Annotated in this window: 16 protein-coding genes and 2 tRNA genes; 17 read left to right on the top strand and 1 reads right to left on the bottom strand. The window is 36.5% G+C overall.

Going from position 1 to position 17,584, the window contains the following annotated elements; genetic code table 11:
• The first annotated feature begins 201 nt into the window (after positions 1-201).
• From KD050_RS03015 to KD050_RS02965, 11 genes are all read left to right on the top strand, one after another.
• On the top strand, positions 202-813 hold the full coding sequence (locus KD050_RS03015) for a succinate dehydrogenase cytochrome b558 subunit (RefSeq protein ID WP_211894790.1): 612 nt from the start codon (positions 202-204) through the stop codon (positions 811-813).
• A gap of 49 nt (positions 814-862) precedes the next feature.
• A complete protein-coding gene (gene sdhA / locus KD050_RS03010) occupies positions 863-2,620 on the top strand; it encodes a succinate dehydrogenase flavoprotein subunit (protein ID WP_211894789.1) in 1,758 nt (585 codons plus the stop codon).
• A 2-nt stretch (positions 2,621-2,622) separates the two neighbouring features.
• Positions 2,623-3,399 (top strand): succinate dehydrogenase iron-sulfur subunit, encoded by a 777-nt coding sequence (gene sdhB, locus KD050_RS03005; protein ID WP_211894788.1) that lies wholly within the window; start codon positions 2,623-2,625, stop codon positions 3,397-3,399.
• Between the two features lie 260 nt (positions 3,400-3,659).
• On the top strand, positions 3,660-4,112 hold the full coding sequence (locus tag KD050_RS03000; RefSeq protein ID WP_211894787.1) for an acyl-CoA thioesterase: 453 nt from the start codon (positions 3,660-3,662) through the stop codon (positions 4,110-4,112).
• A 61-nt stretch (positions 4,113-4,173) separates the two neighbouring features.
• Positions 4,174-4,398, top strand: coding sequence for a helix-turn-helix domain-containing protein (locus KD050_RS02995; protein ID WP_370627162.1), 225 nt, complete (start codon positions 4,174-4,176; stop codon positions 4,396-4,398).
• Positions 4,399-4,475: 77 nt separating this feature from the next.
• On the top strand, positions 4,476-4,931 hold the full coding sequence (locus tag KD050_RS02990; protein WP_211894785.1) for a MarR family winged helix-turn-helix transcriptional regulator: 456 nt from the start codon (positions 4,476-4,478) through the stop codon (positions 4,929-4,931).
• A gap of 9 nt (positions 4,932-4,940) precedes the next feature.
• Entirely contained in the window at positions 4,941-5,738 is a 798-nt protein-coding gene (gene racE / locus KD050_RS02985; protein ID WP_211894784.1) for a glutamate racemase, read from the top strand.
• A 125-nt stretch (positions 5,739-5,863) separates the two neighbouring features.
• Positions 5,864-6,466 carry an XTP/dITP diphosphatase gene (locus KD050_RS02980; protein WP_211894783.1) on the top strand — a complete coding sequence of 201 codons (603 nt, stop codon included), beginning with the start codon at positions 5,864-5,866 and terminating at the stop codon, positions 6,464-6,466.
• A gap of 9 nt (positions 6,467-6,475) precedes the next feature.
• Complete coding sequence (locus tag KD050_RS02975) at positions 6,476-6,973, top strand: metallophosphoesterase family protein (protein WP_211894782.1); 498 nt, start codon at positions 6,476-6,478, stop codon at positions 6,971-6,973.
• Between the two features lie 84 nt (positions 6,974-7,057).
• Positions 7,058-7,131 (top strand) — tRNA-Arg (locus KD050_RS02970).
• A gap of 417 nt (positions 7,132-7,548) precedes the next feature.
• A complete protein-coding gene (locus KD050_RS02965) occupies positions 7,549-8,466 on the top strand; it encodes an HNH endonuclease (protein ID WP_211894781.1) in 918 nt (305 codons plus the stop codon).
• A 258-nt stretch (positions 8,467-8,724) separates the two neighbouring features.
• Here the strand turns inward: KD050_RS02965 and KD050_RS02960 are convergent.
• Positions 8,725-8,798 (bottom strand) — tRNA-Arg (locus KD050_RS02960).
• Positions 8,799-9,244: 446 nt separating this feature from the next.
• Between KD050_RS02960 and KD050_RS02955 the strand changes: the two genes are divergently transcribed.
• The 6 genes from KD050_RS02955 to clpX all read left to right on the top strand — a co-directional run bounded on the left by KD050_RS02955 (position 9,245) and on the right by clpX (position 17,537).
• Positions 9,245-10,840 carry an amidohydrolase gene (locus tag KD050_RS02955; RefSeq protein ID WP_235753907.1) on the top strand — a complete coding sequence of 532 codons (1,596 nt, stop codon included), beginning with the start codon at positions 9,245-9,247 and terminating at the stop codon, positions 10,838-10,840.
• A gap of 30 nt (positions 10,841-10,870) precedes the next feature.
• Positions 10,871-12,337 carry an alanine/glycine:cation symporter family protein gene (locus KD050_RS02950; RefSeq protein WP_211894780.1) on the top strand — a complete coding sequence of 489 codons (1,467 nt, stop codon included), beginning with the start codon at positions 10,871-10,873 and terminating at the stop codon, positions 12,335-12,337.
• Between the two features lie 784 nt (positions 12,338-13,121).
• The gene (locus KD050_RS02945) at positions 13,122-13,298 is read left to right on the top strand and encodes a hypothetical protein (RefSeq protein WP_211894779.1); all 177 of its coding nucleotides are present in this window, start codon (positions 13,122-13,124) and stop codon (positions 13,296-13,298) included.
• Between the two features lie 384 nt (positions 13,299-13,682).
• Positions 13,683-14,681 carry a hypothetical protein gene (locus KD050_RS02940; protein ID WP_211894778.1) on the top strand — a complete coding sequence of 333 codons (999 nt, stop codon included), beginning with the start codon at positions 13,683-13,685 and terminating at the stop codon, positions 14,679-14,681.
• A 136-nt stretch (positions 14,682-14,817) separates the two neighbouring features.
• The gene (gene tig, locus KD050_RS02935) at positions 14,818-16,098 is read left to right on the top strand and encodes a trigger factor (RefSeq protein WP_211896188.1); all 1,281 of its coding nucleotides are present in this window, start codon (positions 14,818-14,820) and stop codon (positions 16,096-16,098) included.
• A gap of 170 nt (positions 16,099-16,268) precedes the next feature.
• Positions 16,269-17,537 carry an ATP-dependent protease ATP-binding subunit ClpX gene (clpX, locus tag KD050_RS02930; RefSeq protein ID WP_211894777.1) on the top strand — a complete coding sequence of 423 codons (1,269 nt, stop codon included), beginning with the start codon at positions 16,269-16,271 and terminating at the stop codon, positions 17,535-17,537.
• Positions 17,538-17,584 lie beyond the last annotated feature (47 nt).

The following is a 17,584-nucleotide window of genomic DNA, read 5'->3' as shown; positions in this document are numbered from 1 at the left end:
GATTAATTAAACAAATTATTATCCAAAAAAGGTATAGGAATCCAATTGAAATTCCAGAAAGATACCTTGACGCTCCAAATTGATGAGAGTACAATGGATATGTCATAAATACGTAACTTGATGATGTGAAAGTTTTGTTAACAATTGTTTTTTTGCGATAGTATTCAAACTTTCAGTCGAAAATTTGAGGGGGTAATTGTTTTGTCGAACGAGCGCGAATTTTATTGGCGTCGACTGCATTCCTTACTTGGAATTATTCCAGTAGGTCTGTTTTTAACGCAGCATTTAGTAGTAAATCATTTTGCTACGAGAGGTCCAGAAGCATTTAATAGTGCAACTCACTTCATGGAGAGTTTACCTTTTAAATTATTTTTAGAAATCTTTGTGATCTATTTACCATTAATGTTCCATGCATTTTACGGAATTTATATTGCATTTACTGCAAAACATAATCCAAAGAACTTTGGTACATTGAGAAACTATTTATTTATTTTGCAACGCTTTACTGGCATTTTCTTAGTTGTATTTATCGCTTGGCATGTTTTTGAAACACGCTTCCAAGCTGCTATTGGAGCAAAAGAAGTTAATTTTAACATGATGGAAGAGATTTTATCTAACCCATGGATGTTAGGTTTCTATATCGTAGGTGTTATTTCAGCTACTTTCCATTTAGCTAATGGTATTTGGTCGTTCTTAGTTAGCTGGGGTATTACACAATCTGCAAGATCGCAACAAATTGCAACTTATATAACATTAATAATCTTCTTAGCGTTATCTGTAGTTGGCGTACAAGCTCTTCTAGCATTCGTTTAAGAAACTGTAAAGACGTTCAACTACTATTAAATTGAGGAGTGAGAATAACATGGCAAAAAGTAAACTGATTGTTGTCGGCGGTGGATTAGCTGGCTTAATGGCAACAATGAAAGCTGCCGAGGATGGCACGCACGTAGATCTATTTTCTGTAGTTCCTGTAAAACGTTCACACTCTGTTTGTGCACAAGGCGGTATTAACGGAGCTGTAAATACAAAGGGTGAAGGAGATTCTCCAGCAGTACATTTAGATGATACTGTATATGGTGGGGACTTCCTAGCAAATCAAAAACCAGTAAAAGCAATGGCAGATGCTGCACCTGGAATAATTAGTCTATTTGACCGTATGGGTGTTATGTTCAACCGTACTCCAGAAGGATTATTAGACTTCCGCCGCTTCGGTGGAACATTGATGCATCGTACAGCATTTGCTGGTGCAACAACTGGTCAACAACTTCTGTATGCACTGGACGAGCAAGTTCGTCGTTTTGAAGTAGACGGTCTAGTTACAAAATTCGAAGGATGGGAATTCCTTGGAATAATTAAAGACAACGAAGGTGTATGTCGTGGTATTAAAGCACAAAACCTTCTAACTATGGAAATTCGTGCATTCCGTGGAGACGCTGTTATTATGGCTACTGGTGGCCCTGGAATTATTTTCGGGAAAACTACTAACTCTATTATTAACACTGGTTCTGCTGCTTCAATCGTATATCAACAAGGTGCTTATTATGCAAACGGAGAATTTATCCAAATTCACCCAACAGCAATCCCTGGTGACGACAAATTACGATTAATGTCGGAATCTGCTCGTGGTGAAGGTGGTCGTATTTGGACTTACAAAGACGGCAAACCTTGGTATTTCCTAGAAGAAAAATATCCTGCATATGGTAACCTAGTTCCACGTGATATTGCAACACGTGAAATTTTTGATGTATGTGTTAACCAAAAACTTGGTATTAACGGAGAAAATATGGTTTATCTTGATCTTTCGCACAAAGATCCACATGAACTTGATGTTAAACTTGGTGGTATTATTGAAATTTACGAGAAATTCACTGGTGATGACCCTCGTAAAGTACCGATGAAAATCTTCCCAGCAGTGCATTACTCAATGGGCGGTCTTTGGGTTGACGATGATCAAATGACAAATATTCCGGGCTTATTTGCTGCAGGTGAGTGTGATTACTCTCAACATGGCGCAAACCGTTTAGGCGCAAATTCATTGCTTTCAGCTGTATTCGGCGGCAGTGTTGCAGGTCCAAATGCAGTTAAATACATGAGTGAACTAAAAACTCATGCAATCGATTTGGATGATTCTATATTTGAAGCAGAATTAAAGTTAGAACAAGAGAAATGGGATCAAACTATTTCTATGAAGGGTACAGAAAATGCGTACTTGCTTCATAAAGAACTAGGTGAATGGATGACGGATAACGTTACTGTTGTTCGTTATAATGACAAACTAGAAGCAACTGACAAGAAAATTCAAGAATTGCTTGAGCGATATGAAAATATAAATATGGATGATACACAACAATGGTCTAACCAAGGTGCATCATTTACACGCCAACTTAAAAATATGTTATATTTAGCACGCGTTATTACATTAGGTGCGCTTAATCGTAATGAAAGCCGTGGAGCGCATTACAAACCTGATTTCCCAGAACGTAATGATGAAGAGTTCTTGAAAACAACTATGGCGAAATTTGATCCAGCTACAGGGGCTCCAGTTTTCCATTATGATGAAGTAGACGTATCTCTTATTGCACCTCGTAAACGCGATTACTCTGCGAAAGGGGACAATTAATAATGGTAACAGCGACTGAAACAAAAAAAGTAAAATTTGAGATTTTACGTCAAGATACTCCTGAATCTACACCATATTGGGAAAAATTCGAAGTAAATTATCGTCCGAATATGAACGTTATTTCGGCGTTAATGGAAATTCGTCAAAATCCGGTAAATGTAGATGGTAAATCTACAACTCCTGTAACTTGGGATATGAACTGCCTGGAAGAAGTATGTGGAGCGTGTTCAATGGTGATCAATGGTCGTCCACGTCAATCTTGTTCAGCATTAATCGATCAATTGACACAACCGATCCAATTAGCACCAATGAAAACATTCCCGGTTGTACGTGATCTTCAAGTGGACCGTACACGCATGTTCGATTCTTTGAAAAAAGTAAAAGCATGGGTTCCAATCGATGGTTCATACGATCTTGGAGAAGGACCTCGTATGCCAGAACGCAAACGTCAATGGGCATATGAATTGTCTAAATGTATGACTTGTGGTGTATGTCTAGAAGCTTGTCCAAACGTAAACAGTAGTTCTAACTTTATGGGACCAGCACCGCTTTCACAAGTACGTTTATTTAATGCACATCCAACTGGTTCTATGAACAAGGATGAACGTTTAAATACAATTATGGGAGATGGTGGTCTTGCGAACTGTGGTAACGCACAAAACTGTGTTGTTGCTTGTCCTAAAGGCATCCCACTTACAACTTCTATCGCTGCATTGAACCGTGATACTACTGTTCAAATGTTCAAAGACTTCTTCGGAAGCGACCGTATGGTTGATTAATAGAAATGCGTAAGCGCCTATGTATGCCCCGACAAGTAAATGGGAAGATTTGCAGTCCAACTTGTTTGGACGGAAAAGATTCGCATTTAACCTCGAGGGGCAACGTTTTTCTGCGACGAGCTTTGCGCAGGAGCAAGGCGCTGAAGCTAGACAATTGATGCTATAAGAAAATCTGTGTAGAATATTATTATTCTATGCAGATTTTTTCTTTCTCTGTTACAATAAATGAATATTCATTCATTTTAAAGGGAGTGTAATTTATGAAAGCTAAATACATAGAAGATAGTGCGTCATGGGAGCAGGACTTCCGTTTTTATTCAGAGGTTAGTGTACGTTTTTCAGAAACGGATATGTATGGACATTTGAATAATACAGTTACATTTGCTTATTTTGAGTATGCGCGAATTGAATACTTTAAGCATATTCAACTCATGAATGACTGGTTAAATCCAAAGGGAGAAAAAATTCCGGTAGTCGCTGATTTGCAATGTGATTATGTAAAACAAGTATTCTTTGATGAGTTGCTCCACATCTATGTGAAAGCAAATTCCGTTGGTTCTTCCTCTGTGGATATACATTACATGGCGAAGAACGAAAAAAGTGAAATTGTCTTTACTGGACGTGGATCCATTGTTCAAATTGATAAGAATACTGGTCGTGCTGCAAAATGGTCTAAAGAAGAACGAGAAGTTTTTCAAAAGAGTATTAACTAGCCGTCACCTACCATCCCCGTGCTACATACGTTAGTAGGAGAGTGGATAGGGGGCTATGGCATTGTACGACAATAATCAGCATCGTTCGATTTTGACAAGTAGGGAACGTCAAATTTTTCAATTATTAGTAGAAGATAATTCTACGAAAGAAATTTCAGCTTTGTTATCGATAAGCGAGAAAACAGTTAGAAACCATATTTCAAATACAATACAAAAACTAGGAGTTTCGGGTAGGTCTCAAGCGATTGTAGAATTATTACGATTAGGTGAACTATCGTTGAATTGATATGAATCCTTGCCATTTTCCTCATAACACGTCACAATAATAGAAGAAGGTTATTGTTTTGAGGAGTGAAGGAATAGATGGCAGAGGATATAAATAAGACAATATTAGATCAGGACCAAGTTGCTTTTTTAGAAAAAGAGCTTCGACATATATCTGGAATCATTAAACAAAAGGGTCGACAGATTTTAAGTGCCTACACTATTACGCCTCCACAGTTTGTAGCACTTCAATGGCTACTCGAGCTTGGTGATATGACTATCGGAGATTTATCCAATAAAATGTATTTAGCTTTTAGTACAACTACGGACTTAATTGATCGTATGGAAAAAAGTGACCTTGTAAAGCGTATAAGGGATGAACAAGACCGTCGTGTTGTTCGTATACATTTGTTAGAAGAGGGCGCACGAATTATAGAAGAAGTTATAGATAAACGACAACAGTATTTAGAGGATGTACTTCAACAATTTGATCAAGCTGAAGTTGCAAATTTATCCATATTATTAGAAAAATTACATCAAGAGATGAAGAACTGAGGAATTGACGTGAAAGCCCCAATTGGTGTTATAGACTCTGGAGTTGGTGGGTTAACAGTTGCGAAAGAAATTATGCAATTACTACCGAATGAAAAAATAATTTATATTGGTGATACAGCCAGATGCCCGTATGGTCCTAGAACAAGCGAAGAGGTACGAAAATTTACCTGGCAAATGGCTAATGCTTTAGCAAAAATGAATATCAAAATGCTAGTAATTGCGTGCAATACTGCAACTGCAGTAGCACTCAATTCTTTAAGTAATAAGATGCCTTTTCCTGTTATTGGTGTAATTTTCCCTGGTGCTAGAGCGGCGATTAAAGCAACAAAAAGCAGTGAAATAGTAGTGCTAGGTACAAGCGGTACTATCAAAAGTGGTGCGTATGAGGAAGCCATTGCTTCTTTAAATACGTCTAGTAAAGTGATTCCACTGGCATGCCCCACATTTGTACCACTTGTAGAAAGTAATGAATACGAAGGTGAATTTGCTCGAAATATGGTAATGGAAACATTAACGCCACTAAAGAAAGAGCAATTTGATACCGTCATTTTAGGTTGTACGCATTATCCACTTTTGCAAAAGCATATTGAAGAGGCAGTTGGGAATCATGTAAATGTCCTTTCTTCTGCGGAAGAAACTGCTCATGATGTAAAAGAGTATCTAAATTACCATGAACTTAGTAATCCAATTAAACAGAAAGAAACACCAATATTTTATACGACAGGCTCTGTGCCAATATTTAAAACGATCGTAGAGAAATGGTTGGAAATACAGAGTGCAGATGTTCGAACAATTTCATTCAAATGACCCTGTTAGCTTGAGAATCCTCGAATAGCGGGGTCTTCTTTTGCTTGCAGGGTATTGTTAATACACCTAATGTACACCCTTAGGTAAGTTGGCTTTTAAAATTAGAGAAAAAGGACGAGATATCATTGAAACAGATTATTATTGCTACTAAAAATATAGGGAAAGCCAAAGACTTTGAGGCTTTGTTTAACCCACTTGGATATGAAGTTAAAACGCTACATGATGTGGCGGAAGAAATGGATATAGAGGAAACAGGCGCGACCTTTGAAGAAAATGCATTATTAAAAGCTACTTCCTTAGCAAACCACTTACAAACGATGGTTATTGCAGATGATAGTGGTTTAGAGATTGACGTACTTGATGGGCGTCCAGGTATCTATTCTGCCCGTTATGCAGGCGAAGAGAAAAGTGATGAAGCAAATATCGATAAAGTGCTTAAAGAGCTAGAAGGTATCAAAGAATCAGAAAAAACGGCGCGGTTTGTATGTGCTATTGCCGTTGCATCCCCAAACAAAGAACCTTTCACTGTCAGAGGAACATGTGAGGGAATAATTGGGACCGAAAGAAAAGGGACGAATGGATTTGGATATGACCCAATCTTTTATGTTCCCTCCCAACAAAAAATGATGGCTGAACTAACAGCGGAGCAAAAGGGAGCTATTTCTCATCGAGGCAATGCGATAAAAAAACTTTCATTGGGTCTGAAAGAAATAATTTCTGAAGGATAGGTGAGGGAAATGAAGCTATTAATAATGAGTGATACACATAGTGCAACTAACATAATGGAAAAAGTCATTGAGCAACACCAACAGGAAGTGGATGCGATTATTCATTGTGGGGATAGTGAGTTAAATGCAAGTTACTTTGTTGATACTCCTATTCATGTTGTTCGTGGAAATTGCGATATAGATGATCGATTTCCTCTAGAGGAGTTATTTTCTGTCCAAGATGCCAAAGTACTTGTAGTTCATGGTCATAAATACAATGTAAAATCGACTTTAATGCCTCTTTTTTATCGAGCAAAGGAAGTACAAGCCTCAGTAGTTTGTTTTGGTCATTCGCATTTAATTGGAGCAGAAATGCAGGAAGGTATTTTATTTATCAATCCTGGCAGTCTTCAGCAACCTCGTGGACGTAAAGAAAAAAGCTACGCAATAGCTGAAAAAAACGAGGATTCTTGGACAGTTCTGTTTTATTCAGATGAACATATACTACTTGAAAAAGTAACTTTATAATTTTTTGAAATAGTGTTGACTTAACTTCATTATCATTATATAATAAATCTTGTCTTTCCTATCAGTTTAGGTGGGGGAGTACTTGTCTCAGTAGCTCAGCTGGATAGAGCAACGCCCTTCTAAGGCGTCGGTCGGGGGTTCGAATCCCTCCTGGGACATAATATTAAAGGCTATGAACTCTTGGTAAATAAGAGTTTGTGATTAGACAGGGATTAAGTCAGGACTTCGGTCCGAGACTTAGTCCCTTTTTTTATCCCTATCATTTTATGCAAAGTCAGACACGAAACTATCTTCCGATTCTATTGAATGGGGGATTTTTTTATGACAAAGTAAACTGAGCTTGTTTGAAGTATACTATGTTTAAGATAATATTAAGGTAATTGCAGAGCGAATAGGTACCATTTTTCAATACGTAACTCAATCATAGCTGAAATGCTATAATTGGGTTAAGAATCTATTGTAATGTTGTTATATTAAAGTGAAGGTATTATAGTTACGGAAATAATGTAAATTACGAATAGTATTAGGTTTTTGAGGTATTTGAATTGAACTGTAATTTAGGGAGTGTTCTATAAATGAAAAGCTTCATTGTTATGCAAGGAGAAACATATCAGGAAGAAAGAGAATTAGGTATTATTAGGTCTCCACAAAAAGACAGTGGAGGACAAGTACCCCATTCATGGCTAAGAATGAAGGAAGTAAATGAAGGAGACCGTATCTTTCATTATGTCAAAGGAAATATTGTTGCGATTAGTGTTGCTAAAACTGGATGTCAGGTAATATCTAAGACTTTAAGTATGGAAAGTCATAAGTACTCGTCTGATAATGGATATTCAGTAGAGCTAGAATATCATGAATTAGAAGAGCCTTTAAATGTCCATTTAAACTTCAATGAGATTTTAACACTGCTTCCAATAAAGTATTCACCATTTCAACAGGATGGAAATGGAAATTCAGGTTATTTATATCCTTGTAATGAACAACTTGTCATAAAATTATTAGAACTTATAAGTGATCTGAACATCTACCGAGTAGATGTGGAGCAGCTTGAATTAGCAATTGGTACAGTACGCCGTACGGAGCGTAACACCATTATTCCAATGATTGCTGAAATGGAATCTGAAGTAAAATTAAAGATACGTAAAGGCCAAAAAAAGTTTAGGGAAGACTTATTGCCATTGTGGGAAAATAAATGTGCTTTGTGCGATATTGTATTACCAGATTTACTTCAAGCAAGTCACTCTAAACCTTGGAAAGATAGTACGCATAATGAAAGGATAGATCCTTATAACGGTATACTCCTTTGCTGTAATCATGATGCTTTATATAATAAAGGTTATATTGCATTTGATGGACAAGGAAGATTACATATTTCTGCTTCTATTCCAGAGGATGATTATTTAATTTACAATATCTATCAAAAAAAGAAGATTGCTCGATATGAAGAGAATAAACCGTATTTCAAGTGGCATAAAAAGAATATATTTCATTAGAAAAAGAAGTCCTATTTTGGACTTCCTTTTTTTCTAATGCTCTTATTTAAAGTTCAAACTAGGAGAAGGGTTGTTTCTAGATGTTAGGCTAATAATTTTTCGATATAAAGTGTTTAGGATTCTTAATTCAGAATGCAACTTTACGCTTTGTACTAGCCTTCAAAAACTCTTTGAACCAGGTTGCGCTAACATTTAATAACACAAAAAAGGCTACACAAGTCAGTGATTCAACTTGTATAGCCTTTATAAGTTTGTGTATGTCCCAGGAGGGATTCGAACCCCCGACCGACGCCTTAGAAGGGCGTTGCTCTATCCAGCTGAGCTACTGAGACCAGTGCACCCCTAAGGGATATATGGTTATTTTTGATGTAATTCAGGGATCCGTTCATTTTATGTTATTAGACCGAACTACCTACATTCTTATCTTATCACCAAAACCAGCTTGATGGAAGATATTTAATTATTTAGATAACCATTATATTCTAAGTGCACAATGTTTGGTTAAAGTGAATTTTGATAAGGAGGTCGGACTCATCTCCAGATTTTCTAACATTTACATTTAAGATGCTACAAGTGTATCTTACCAACTTAAAGTTTCGAGTAGTATTATGCCGACTAACCGAAGTTCCGCCGATTTGTGGCACATATAGAACTGTTCTACATTTTTACAGGATTACATATAATTTAAAAAGACGGAATATTGTAAAATATCTAAATATTTAACTAGAATTATGGAGAGATTACTTTATAATAAATATAAATAAAAGGAGGGAAGAATGTGAAAACTATTTTTATAAATGGTCAGATATACACGATGAATCCGAAAGAACCTATAGTGCAATCGATCTTTACGCTTAATGAACGAATCGTGGATATGGGGACGAATGAAGAAATTCTACTTCAATGGGGAAGAAATGGAGCCGAAATTATCGATTTAGAAGGTAGGACTGTTTTGCCAGGCTTAATAGATAGTCATTTACATATTTCAAGCGTCGGTATCAACTCTAAGGAACTGGATCTCACTAAAGTAAAATCTACAGATGAATTACTAAATTCCATCGAGAAATGGGTAGTTAATATAAAACCTGGTGAGTGGATTTTAGGAAGGGGTTGGGATGAAAATGTATTTCCAGATAAGAGGATTCCAACTATTGAAGAATTAGACAAGGTTTCGTTGAATACGCCGCTTTTTTTACCTCGTATTTGTGGACATGCGTTTTTGGTCAATAGCAAAGCTCTGAAAATATGTGGCTATCATCCAGATATGAATATTCCCTACGGCGGTACGATCGTATTAGATTCTATTACGAACAAACCTAATGGATTATTGTTGGAAACTGCATCAACAGTAATTTCCAAACATATTCCAGAAAAAAGCTATGAGCAATTAAAGAGTGCTTTACAAGCGGGCTTGCAACAAGCTATTCGTTTAGGGTTAACGAGTATTCACACTAATGACCCAAATTACCTTGGAGGCGCGCGTCAAACATATAGATTATTTGATGAACTTATCAATCAAGATGGAATTGGACCTCGTAGTAATCTATTAATAGATTATGATTATTTAGAGGAAATGAAGACCTTTGGTATGAGCACAGGGTATGGTAATGACAAGGTTATGATAGGAGCGATAAAATTATTTGCTGATGGAGCATTAGGTGGTAGGACAGCTCATCTATCAGAGCCATATCTTGATGATCCAGATAATGTTGGAAATGCGATGTACGATAATGAGGTTTTATTTCAAATAATACGTGACATTAGGCTGCAAAGTATGCCTGTAGCAATACATACGATTGGGGATCAGGCCCTTACTGATGTCCTTGATATTTTAGATCAATTTAAACCGTCCAAATATCGTGATAGGCTCATTCATGTTTCTATATTGAATGAACAATTAATCCAAAGATTAAGCAGTCCTCATCGAATGGTGGATCTGCAGCCTAAATTTGTTTCAAGTGATTATCCTTGGATTGAGGATAGACTCGGAAAACAAAGAGCGAGGTTCGCGTATCCTTTTAAAAGTCTCCTAGATAAAGGTGTAATAAGTGCTGGAAGCTCTGATGCTCCAATTGAACCTTTAAATCCTTTATTAGGTATTCATGCGGCTATTACTAGAAAGAAGGCTGGAGAAAGCCATTATGGATATAATGAGCAAGAAAAATTATCAATGTATGAAGCTATTCGTTTATTCACAGTGGGGGGTGCCTACGCTACCAATGAAGAGAACTTGAAAGGATCATTAGAACGGGGTAAGTTCGGAGATATGACGATTCTATCAAAAGACCCTTTCTTAATGGAAGATCCTGATGAATTATTGACAACCGAAACGGAAATGACCGTAATTGGAGGAGAAATAAGGTATCAAAGATAAGAGCACAAAAATCAGAGAGGGGCTATGCTTTTGGATGCAATACTGGAAACGATCGTTGGTTGGTTATGGGGATTGCCGCTAATATTTACTGTTCTTTTTGTCGGGATATATTTTACAATTGGAAGTAAACTTTTTCAGTTCAGTTATTTACCGCATATTTTTAAAGAAACATTTGGAAAGGTTTTTGGTAAAAAAGATAAAACTGAAAATACAAAAGGAATATTAACGCCATTTCAAGCTGTGGCTACTGCCATTGGTGGAAGTGTTGGGGTAGGGAATATTGGTGGTGTTGCCACTGCAATTGCTATTGGGGGACCTGGAGCAGTTTTTTGGATGTGGATTACTGCTCTACTAGGTATGATTACAAAAACGGTGGAAGTAACCTTATCTGTGTACTATCGCAATACTGATGAAAAAGGCAATCCATATGGAGGACCAACTTACTATATGGAAAAAGGTCTAGGTGAGGAAAAGAATTTCAAGTATTGGAAGGTTCCTGCAATATTATTCGGCTTAGGTATATTCACTACATTTTTTATCACTCTTCAAAATTATACGATTTCGGAAGCAGTCAGCTCTACGTTTAATATTGGAATGATTCCTGCTTCATTTATATATTTAACTATTATCTATATTATTATTTACGGTGGCATCAAACGGATTGGTGAGATTGCCTCTTTGCTCGTTCCGTTTATGTGTTTGTTCTATGTGATTGCTGGCCTTTTTATCATTTTTAAAAATTACACTGAAATCATTCCTGTCTTTTCTTTAATTTTTGATAGTGCTTTTTCTGGAATGGCGGCAGTAGGCGGGTTTACGGGAGCGGCAATTGCTCAGGTAATTCGTATGGGGGTTGCTCGTGCAGTTTATAGTAATGAGGCTGGTTGGGGTACTTCACCAATGATCCATTCTACTGCTAAGACTGCCCATCCTGTGAAGCAAGGAATGTGGGGAGCGATGGAGGTATTCGCAGATACGATTATCGTATGTTCTATTACTGCATTTACTATAATCATAACAGGAGTATGGTCTTCAGGTTTGGACGGTGCAGCGCTAACATTGTCTGCATTTGAAATTGGGATTGGAGAGTTTGGTAGATATATTATTACAATCTCCATCTTCTTATTCGGGTTAACCACTTCTACAGGTTGGTACACGTATTATGAAATATTGTTAAGACATGTATTTAATAATGAAAAGAAGCTTGCATTGAAGTACAAAATACTAACACTGTTCAAATGGCTATATCCAATTCCTGGTTCATTAATGGTAATCTATGCTGTAATGAATGATATGCCTGGAAAAGCAGTTTGGTATTTCGCAGATATAACGACTGCAATCCCCACTTTCGTTAACTTAGTAGTTATATTGATCTTAAGTAAAAAATTCTTCGAACTACTTAGAGACTATAAAGCCAGATATTTAAATATAGGAATTGTCGATCCTAATTTTAGCGTGTTTTACGAAGATAAAGTGAAAAAAGAAAATAGTAAGTAGCCACTACAAAGGACAAATCGTTGAAAATACGGTTTGTCTTTTTGAAAAGATAAGAAAGTATATAAAAATGTAACATCAACACTGGGTTTTTGGTATTTTTTAAAATAAATAATTCGACTGATTTCCGTTTCAGGTGGAGACAAAGGAACGATGGCTAAGAACGCCACCACGCGAGCGCAACGCCTTCGTGACCAACATTCTGTTGGCCTCCGCAGGGTGAGCGATGAACCATCACCGACGCTTGTGATGTTTCATCTGTCTCACTCATCCTGCCGGAGTCGTCACCTTCCACTACAATCAATTTAATGTATAGTACTAAGGATTCAATGATAGATTCAGACAGTAAAATTTCTTTGTACTAGAGTCCATTTCAACATTACTTATTTCCAAATACACTATGAAATAGTAAGTACTATTGACATCAATTTTCCGTTTAATTCAAGTGGAAATGGTTGATTGGAACGCAGGGCGGCGACTCCAGTGGGAACAGCAATGTTTTCTGCACAAAAAACGGAGCGACAGGTGCACGAGCTGAAAGTCCCGCAGGAACGGAGTGACGAGTAGATTGAAGCCGTGCCCACGGAAAGCGTCCGCCCGGAGCGGAAATCAAGGCATATCTATGTTTCTGTTCTTAAAGGACCGGGCGTTTTTTTTGCCCGGTTTTTCTTATCATTTAATAAGTAATACTTTTTTTGTGTTAATTTCTTTTGTTTATAACTATAAAAATAGGGAATCTATTAACTATCACAAATTATTAAATTTCGAAAAGAGGAGAGGAACCAAAATGCCTAACCAAAAGGAAGAAAAGCGATACAATGAAGATCCTAACACTACACAGGAGCAACCAAGTAAAATCGAAGAAATAGAAAGAAGAAAAGAAAACGATAAAGAGGGACAAGAAGATGGAAACTACAAAGAAGATACGATCAGTACAGAAGAAGACGGTGGCTTTCGTAGATGATTATTTAGACAAGTTGTAAAGAGATGCACCTGATCAATTGCCGATTAGGCGCATTTTTTGTGCTTGAGGACATGATAAAATCTATGGCATCTGGATAACTTTTTACAAATGATTCTTAGTCCAGACTCCAGCGCACAGCTCGTCGCACAAGTGCGTTTGTGTTGGCTGAGGAAACTGTCTCCTGGGGTAGCATGGTTGCAACAGGATGTGACGCATTTTGCAAACCTACCTCATCCCCATTTGACTGTCGGGACAGACATAGGCCATTGCGCTTCTGTTCTTGTATCCAAAATTTCTAACTAGATTGTATCAGTGGGCACGGAAAAAATGATATAGTATATATGATTAAGTACATAGATTAGCTAGTGAAGGTGGCGAATTACGTTGAAAAAAAAGAATCATCCAATTCTAAAGGATGAAAACGTCATTTTATTTCCTGGAATGATCGAAAATTACGTTGAAAATGGGCTTAAATTTGCTGAAGAAAACAATTTTGTGGAAGCAGTGTCTTGTTTTGATGAGGCTAACAAATATAAAGAATTAAGTGATATGGTACAAAGCGTTTATATACTTTCACTACTAGAAACAGGAAGAGCATTAGATGCGAAGAAAATATGTGAAACTCTTTACGAAAAAAAATCTCCTTTCTTTGAGCAGGTAATAGAATTATATTTGACGATTTTACTTGATTTAAAAGAATACAAACAATTAAACGAAGTGTTAAATGGATTAATGAAAGATTCGACATACACTTTTCAACAAAAGAAAAATTTTAAACAACTAAAAGAACTTAGCATCAAGATGTTAACAGATACTACATATTCGTCAGAGGAAGACGTGCAAACCAACTTTGATAGTGAACAGTTCAAACTTAGTCATTTTAAAAAACTACCTTATGGCAGGCAAGAACAATTATTACAAGAGGCATTTCAAACAGATATTATAGAGGTAACTAAGGAAATCATCACTATTATCGAAAGCTCGGACATAGTCCCTACTATTAAGTCACTTGCCCTTTTACTACTTGGTACTGCTGGAGTACATAATGAAGTTACCGTTGAAAAATTTGGTTTTAAAGAAACTATTATTCCAACAAAACCCCCGGAAAGTACTGCAGTTGATCGAGTAGAACCTATAAAACGATATATAGAGAATTCGTTAGAAAAAGATCCGACTAAGCTTCAAATGACGTTGGAAATGGTTCATCGACATGCTTATGCCTTGTTTCCATTTGATTGGGTAGGATATACTAATGAAATAGTAGCTAACAGATATATTGAATATGTGGATGTGTTATTTGGTAATCGAGAATTGCGGTCAGATGAGTTCTTTGAGTTGCTCATCGCATTGGAAGAATCACTAGAATTTTTGAGTTATGAATAATGTTGAAACTCTATTCATCTATGCTATAATATACAAGTTGTCAATATAATTAGTGAAAAACTGTTCTGTAAGAGTGTATACAGGCTGCTAAATTATTGTAAATTATTATTTGGAGGTAGAATATATGTCAATGGATTTGTCTGTAAAATGGGAAAAACAAGAAGGCAATAATGGTTTATTAACAGTAGAAGTTACTGCAGAAGAAGTAGCAAAAGGGTTAGATCAAGCGTTTAAAAAAGTAGTTAAACAAATTAACGTACCAGGTTTCCGTAAAGGGAAAATGCCTCGTCCAATGTTCGAAAAAATGTATGGTGTAGAGTCATTATTCCAAGATGCATTAGATATCATTCTTCCACATGCTTATGGGCATGCTGTTGAAGACGCTGGAATTGATCCAGTCGACCAACCAGAAATCGATATCGTAACGATGGAAAAAGGGCAACCTTTAGTTTTCACTGCTAAAGTTGTTGTAAAACCAGAAGTAACTTTAGGAGACTATAAAGGTCTTGAAGCAACAAAATTAGAAGAAACTGTAACTGACGAAGAAATCGATGAGCAACTACAAAGCCAACAAAATCGTTTAGCTGAATTAGTTGTAAAAGAAGATGCAATCGTTGAAGGTGATACTGCTGTAATCGACTTCGAAGGATTCGTTGATGAAGTTGCATTTGAAGGTGGAGCTGGAACAGATTATCCATTAGAAATCGGTTCTAATTCATTCATCCCTGGCTTCGAAGAGCAATTAGTTGGTTCAAAAACTGGAGATGCGAAAGATGTTGAAGTAACATTCCCAGAAGAGTACCATGCTGCTGAATTAGCTGGTAAAGCTGCAACTTTCAAAGTAACTATTAAAGAAGTAAAAGGTAAAGAACTACCTGAACTTAATGATGACTTTGCTAAAGAAGTAGATGCTGAAGTAGAAGGTATCGATGCTCTACGTGCTAAACTTAAAGAAGTAACTGCTGAAGAGAAAAAACAATTAGCTGCTCAAACGCTTCGTGATACATTAGTTGAAGCAGCAGCTCAAAATGCAACAATTGATATTCCTCAAGCAATGATCGCTTCTGAAACTGACCGCATGTTACAAGAATTTGGTCAACGTTTAGAGCAACAAGGTATGAACTTAGATCTTTATTATCAATTCTCAGGTCAAGATGAAGAAGCATTACGTACTCAAATGACAGAAGATGCTAATAACCGAGTAAAAGTTTCTTTAACTCTTGAAGCAATTGCTAAGCAAGAAAATATTGAAGCTTCTGAAGAAGATATAAATGCAGAGCTAGACAAAATGAGCGCACAATTCAACATGAAGATTGAAGATATTAAACGTGCACTTGGTGGTACTGACGTTCTTGCAAACGATCTACGTTTTGCAAAAACAGTTGAATTCTTAGTGGATAACGCTAAAATTTCTTAATTTCAAATCCATAAGTGATTAATACAGATAGAGCAAGGTACAGCACTTAAAACTGTGCCTTGTTCTATCATATACATAGCATTTTATATATTAAAATACATACTTAAACGTATTATTTGATTACTTGATGAGAATCTTGTAACATAATTGCTTGAATAGGGGTGAATATTTTGTTCAAATTCAATGATGAAAAAGGGAACTTAAAATGTTCTTTTTGTGGTAAGCCACAAGAACAAGTTCGTAAGTTAGTAGCAGGACCTGGCGTATATATTTGTGACGAATGTATCGATCTTTGTTCTGAAATTGTAGAAGAAGAGCTAGGAATTGAAGAAGAAGTAGAGTTTAAAGAAGTTCCAAAACCAAAAGAAATTTTAGCAATTTTAGATGAATATGTAATTGGACAAGAACGAGCAAAAAAATCACTTGCAGTAGCTGTTTATAACCATTACAAACGCATCAATTCCAATAGTGTAATCGATGAAGTAGAATTAGCTAAATCTAATATAGTATTAATAGGCCCAACTGGTAGTGGGAAAACATTACTTGCCCAAACACTTGCAAGAATACTTAACGTTCCATTTGCAATTGCAGATGCAACTTCGTTAACAGAAGCAGGATATGTAGGAGAAGATGTTGAGAACATCCTTTTAAAACTAATTCAATCAGCAGATTATGATATTGAACGTGCTGAAAAAGGGATTATATATATTGATGAAATAGACAAAGTTGCTCGTAAATCTGAGAATCCATCTATTACACGTGATGTATCTGGTGAAGGTGTACAACAAGCACTTCTGAAAATATTAGAAGGTACTGTTGCAAGCGTTCCCCCGCAAGGTGGCCGTAAGCATCCTCATCAAGAATTTTTACAAATCGATACAACGAATATTTTATTCGTCGTTGGTGGAGCTTTTGATGGTATCGAACAAATCATTAAGCGTCGTTTAGGTGAAAAAGTAATTGGTTTCGGAGCAGATCCTAACAAGGTGGAGGTTGCGGAAGGTTCAGTACTTTCTCAACTAATACCAGAGGATTTATTGAAATTTGGTTTAATCCCAGAATTCATCGGACGTTTACCAGTACTAGCTAGTCTAGAGCAATTGGACGTGGATGCTTTAGTTCAAATACTGACAGAGCCGAAAAATGCTCTTGCTAAGCAATATCAAAAAATGATTGAATTGGATAATGTGAAGCTAACATTTGAAGATGGTGCACTAGAAGCTATTGCTAAAGAAGCGATAGAACGAAAAACTGGTGCTCGTGGACTTCGTTCTATTATCGAAAATATCATGCTTGATGTAATGTTTGAATTACCTTCAAGAGATGATATTGTAGAATGTGTAATAACAAAAGAATCTATTACAGATAAAGCCAAACCTAAACTATTATTAGAGGATGGCACAGAATTAGAAAAAGATAATGAAAAAACATCGGCTTAATTAGCCATTGATAAAGCTGGCTTCCAATCTGCGCGTGCTTAGCGCAT

This window comes from Psychrobacillus sp. INOP01 (genome assembly GCF_018140925.1).
Classification (GTDB): Bacteria; Bacillota; Bacilli; order Bacillales_A; family Planococcaceae; genus Psychrobacillus.
Note: the sequence above shows the minus strand (reverse complement) of the source record. Positions and strands in the feature narration are given on the sequence as shown.

Bases quoted from the DNA above. Each gene is read 5' to 3' on its own strand.
- KD050_RS02945 (WP_211894779.1), top strand. From the start codon at position 13,122: ATGCCTAACCAAAAGGAAGAAAAGCGATACAATGAAGATCCTAACACT.
- KD050_RS02965 (WP_211894781.1), top strand. From the start codon at position 7,549: ATGAAAAGCTTCATTGTTATGCAAGGAGAAACATATCAGGAAGAAAGA.
- sdhA (WP_211894789.1), top strand. From the start codon at position 863: ATGGCAAAAAGTAAACTGATTGTTGTCGGCGGTGGATTAGCTGGCTTA.
- KD050_RS02990 (WP_211894785.1), top strand. From the start codon at position 4,476: ATGGCAGAGGATATAAATAAGACAATATTAGATCAGGACCAAGTTGCT.
- KD050_RS02975 (WP_211894782.1), top strand. From the start codon at position 6,476: ATGAAGCTATTAATAATGAGTGATACACATAGTGCAACTAACATAATG.
- KD050_RS03000 (WP_211894787.1), top strand. From the start codon at position 3,660: ATGAAAGCTAAATACATAGAAGATAGTGCGTCATGGGAGCAGGACTTC.
- sdhB (WP_211894788.1), top strand. From the start codon at position 2,623: ATGGTAACAGCGACTGAAACAAAAAAAGTAAAATTTGAGATTTTACGT.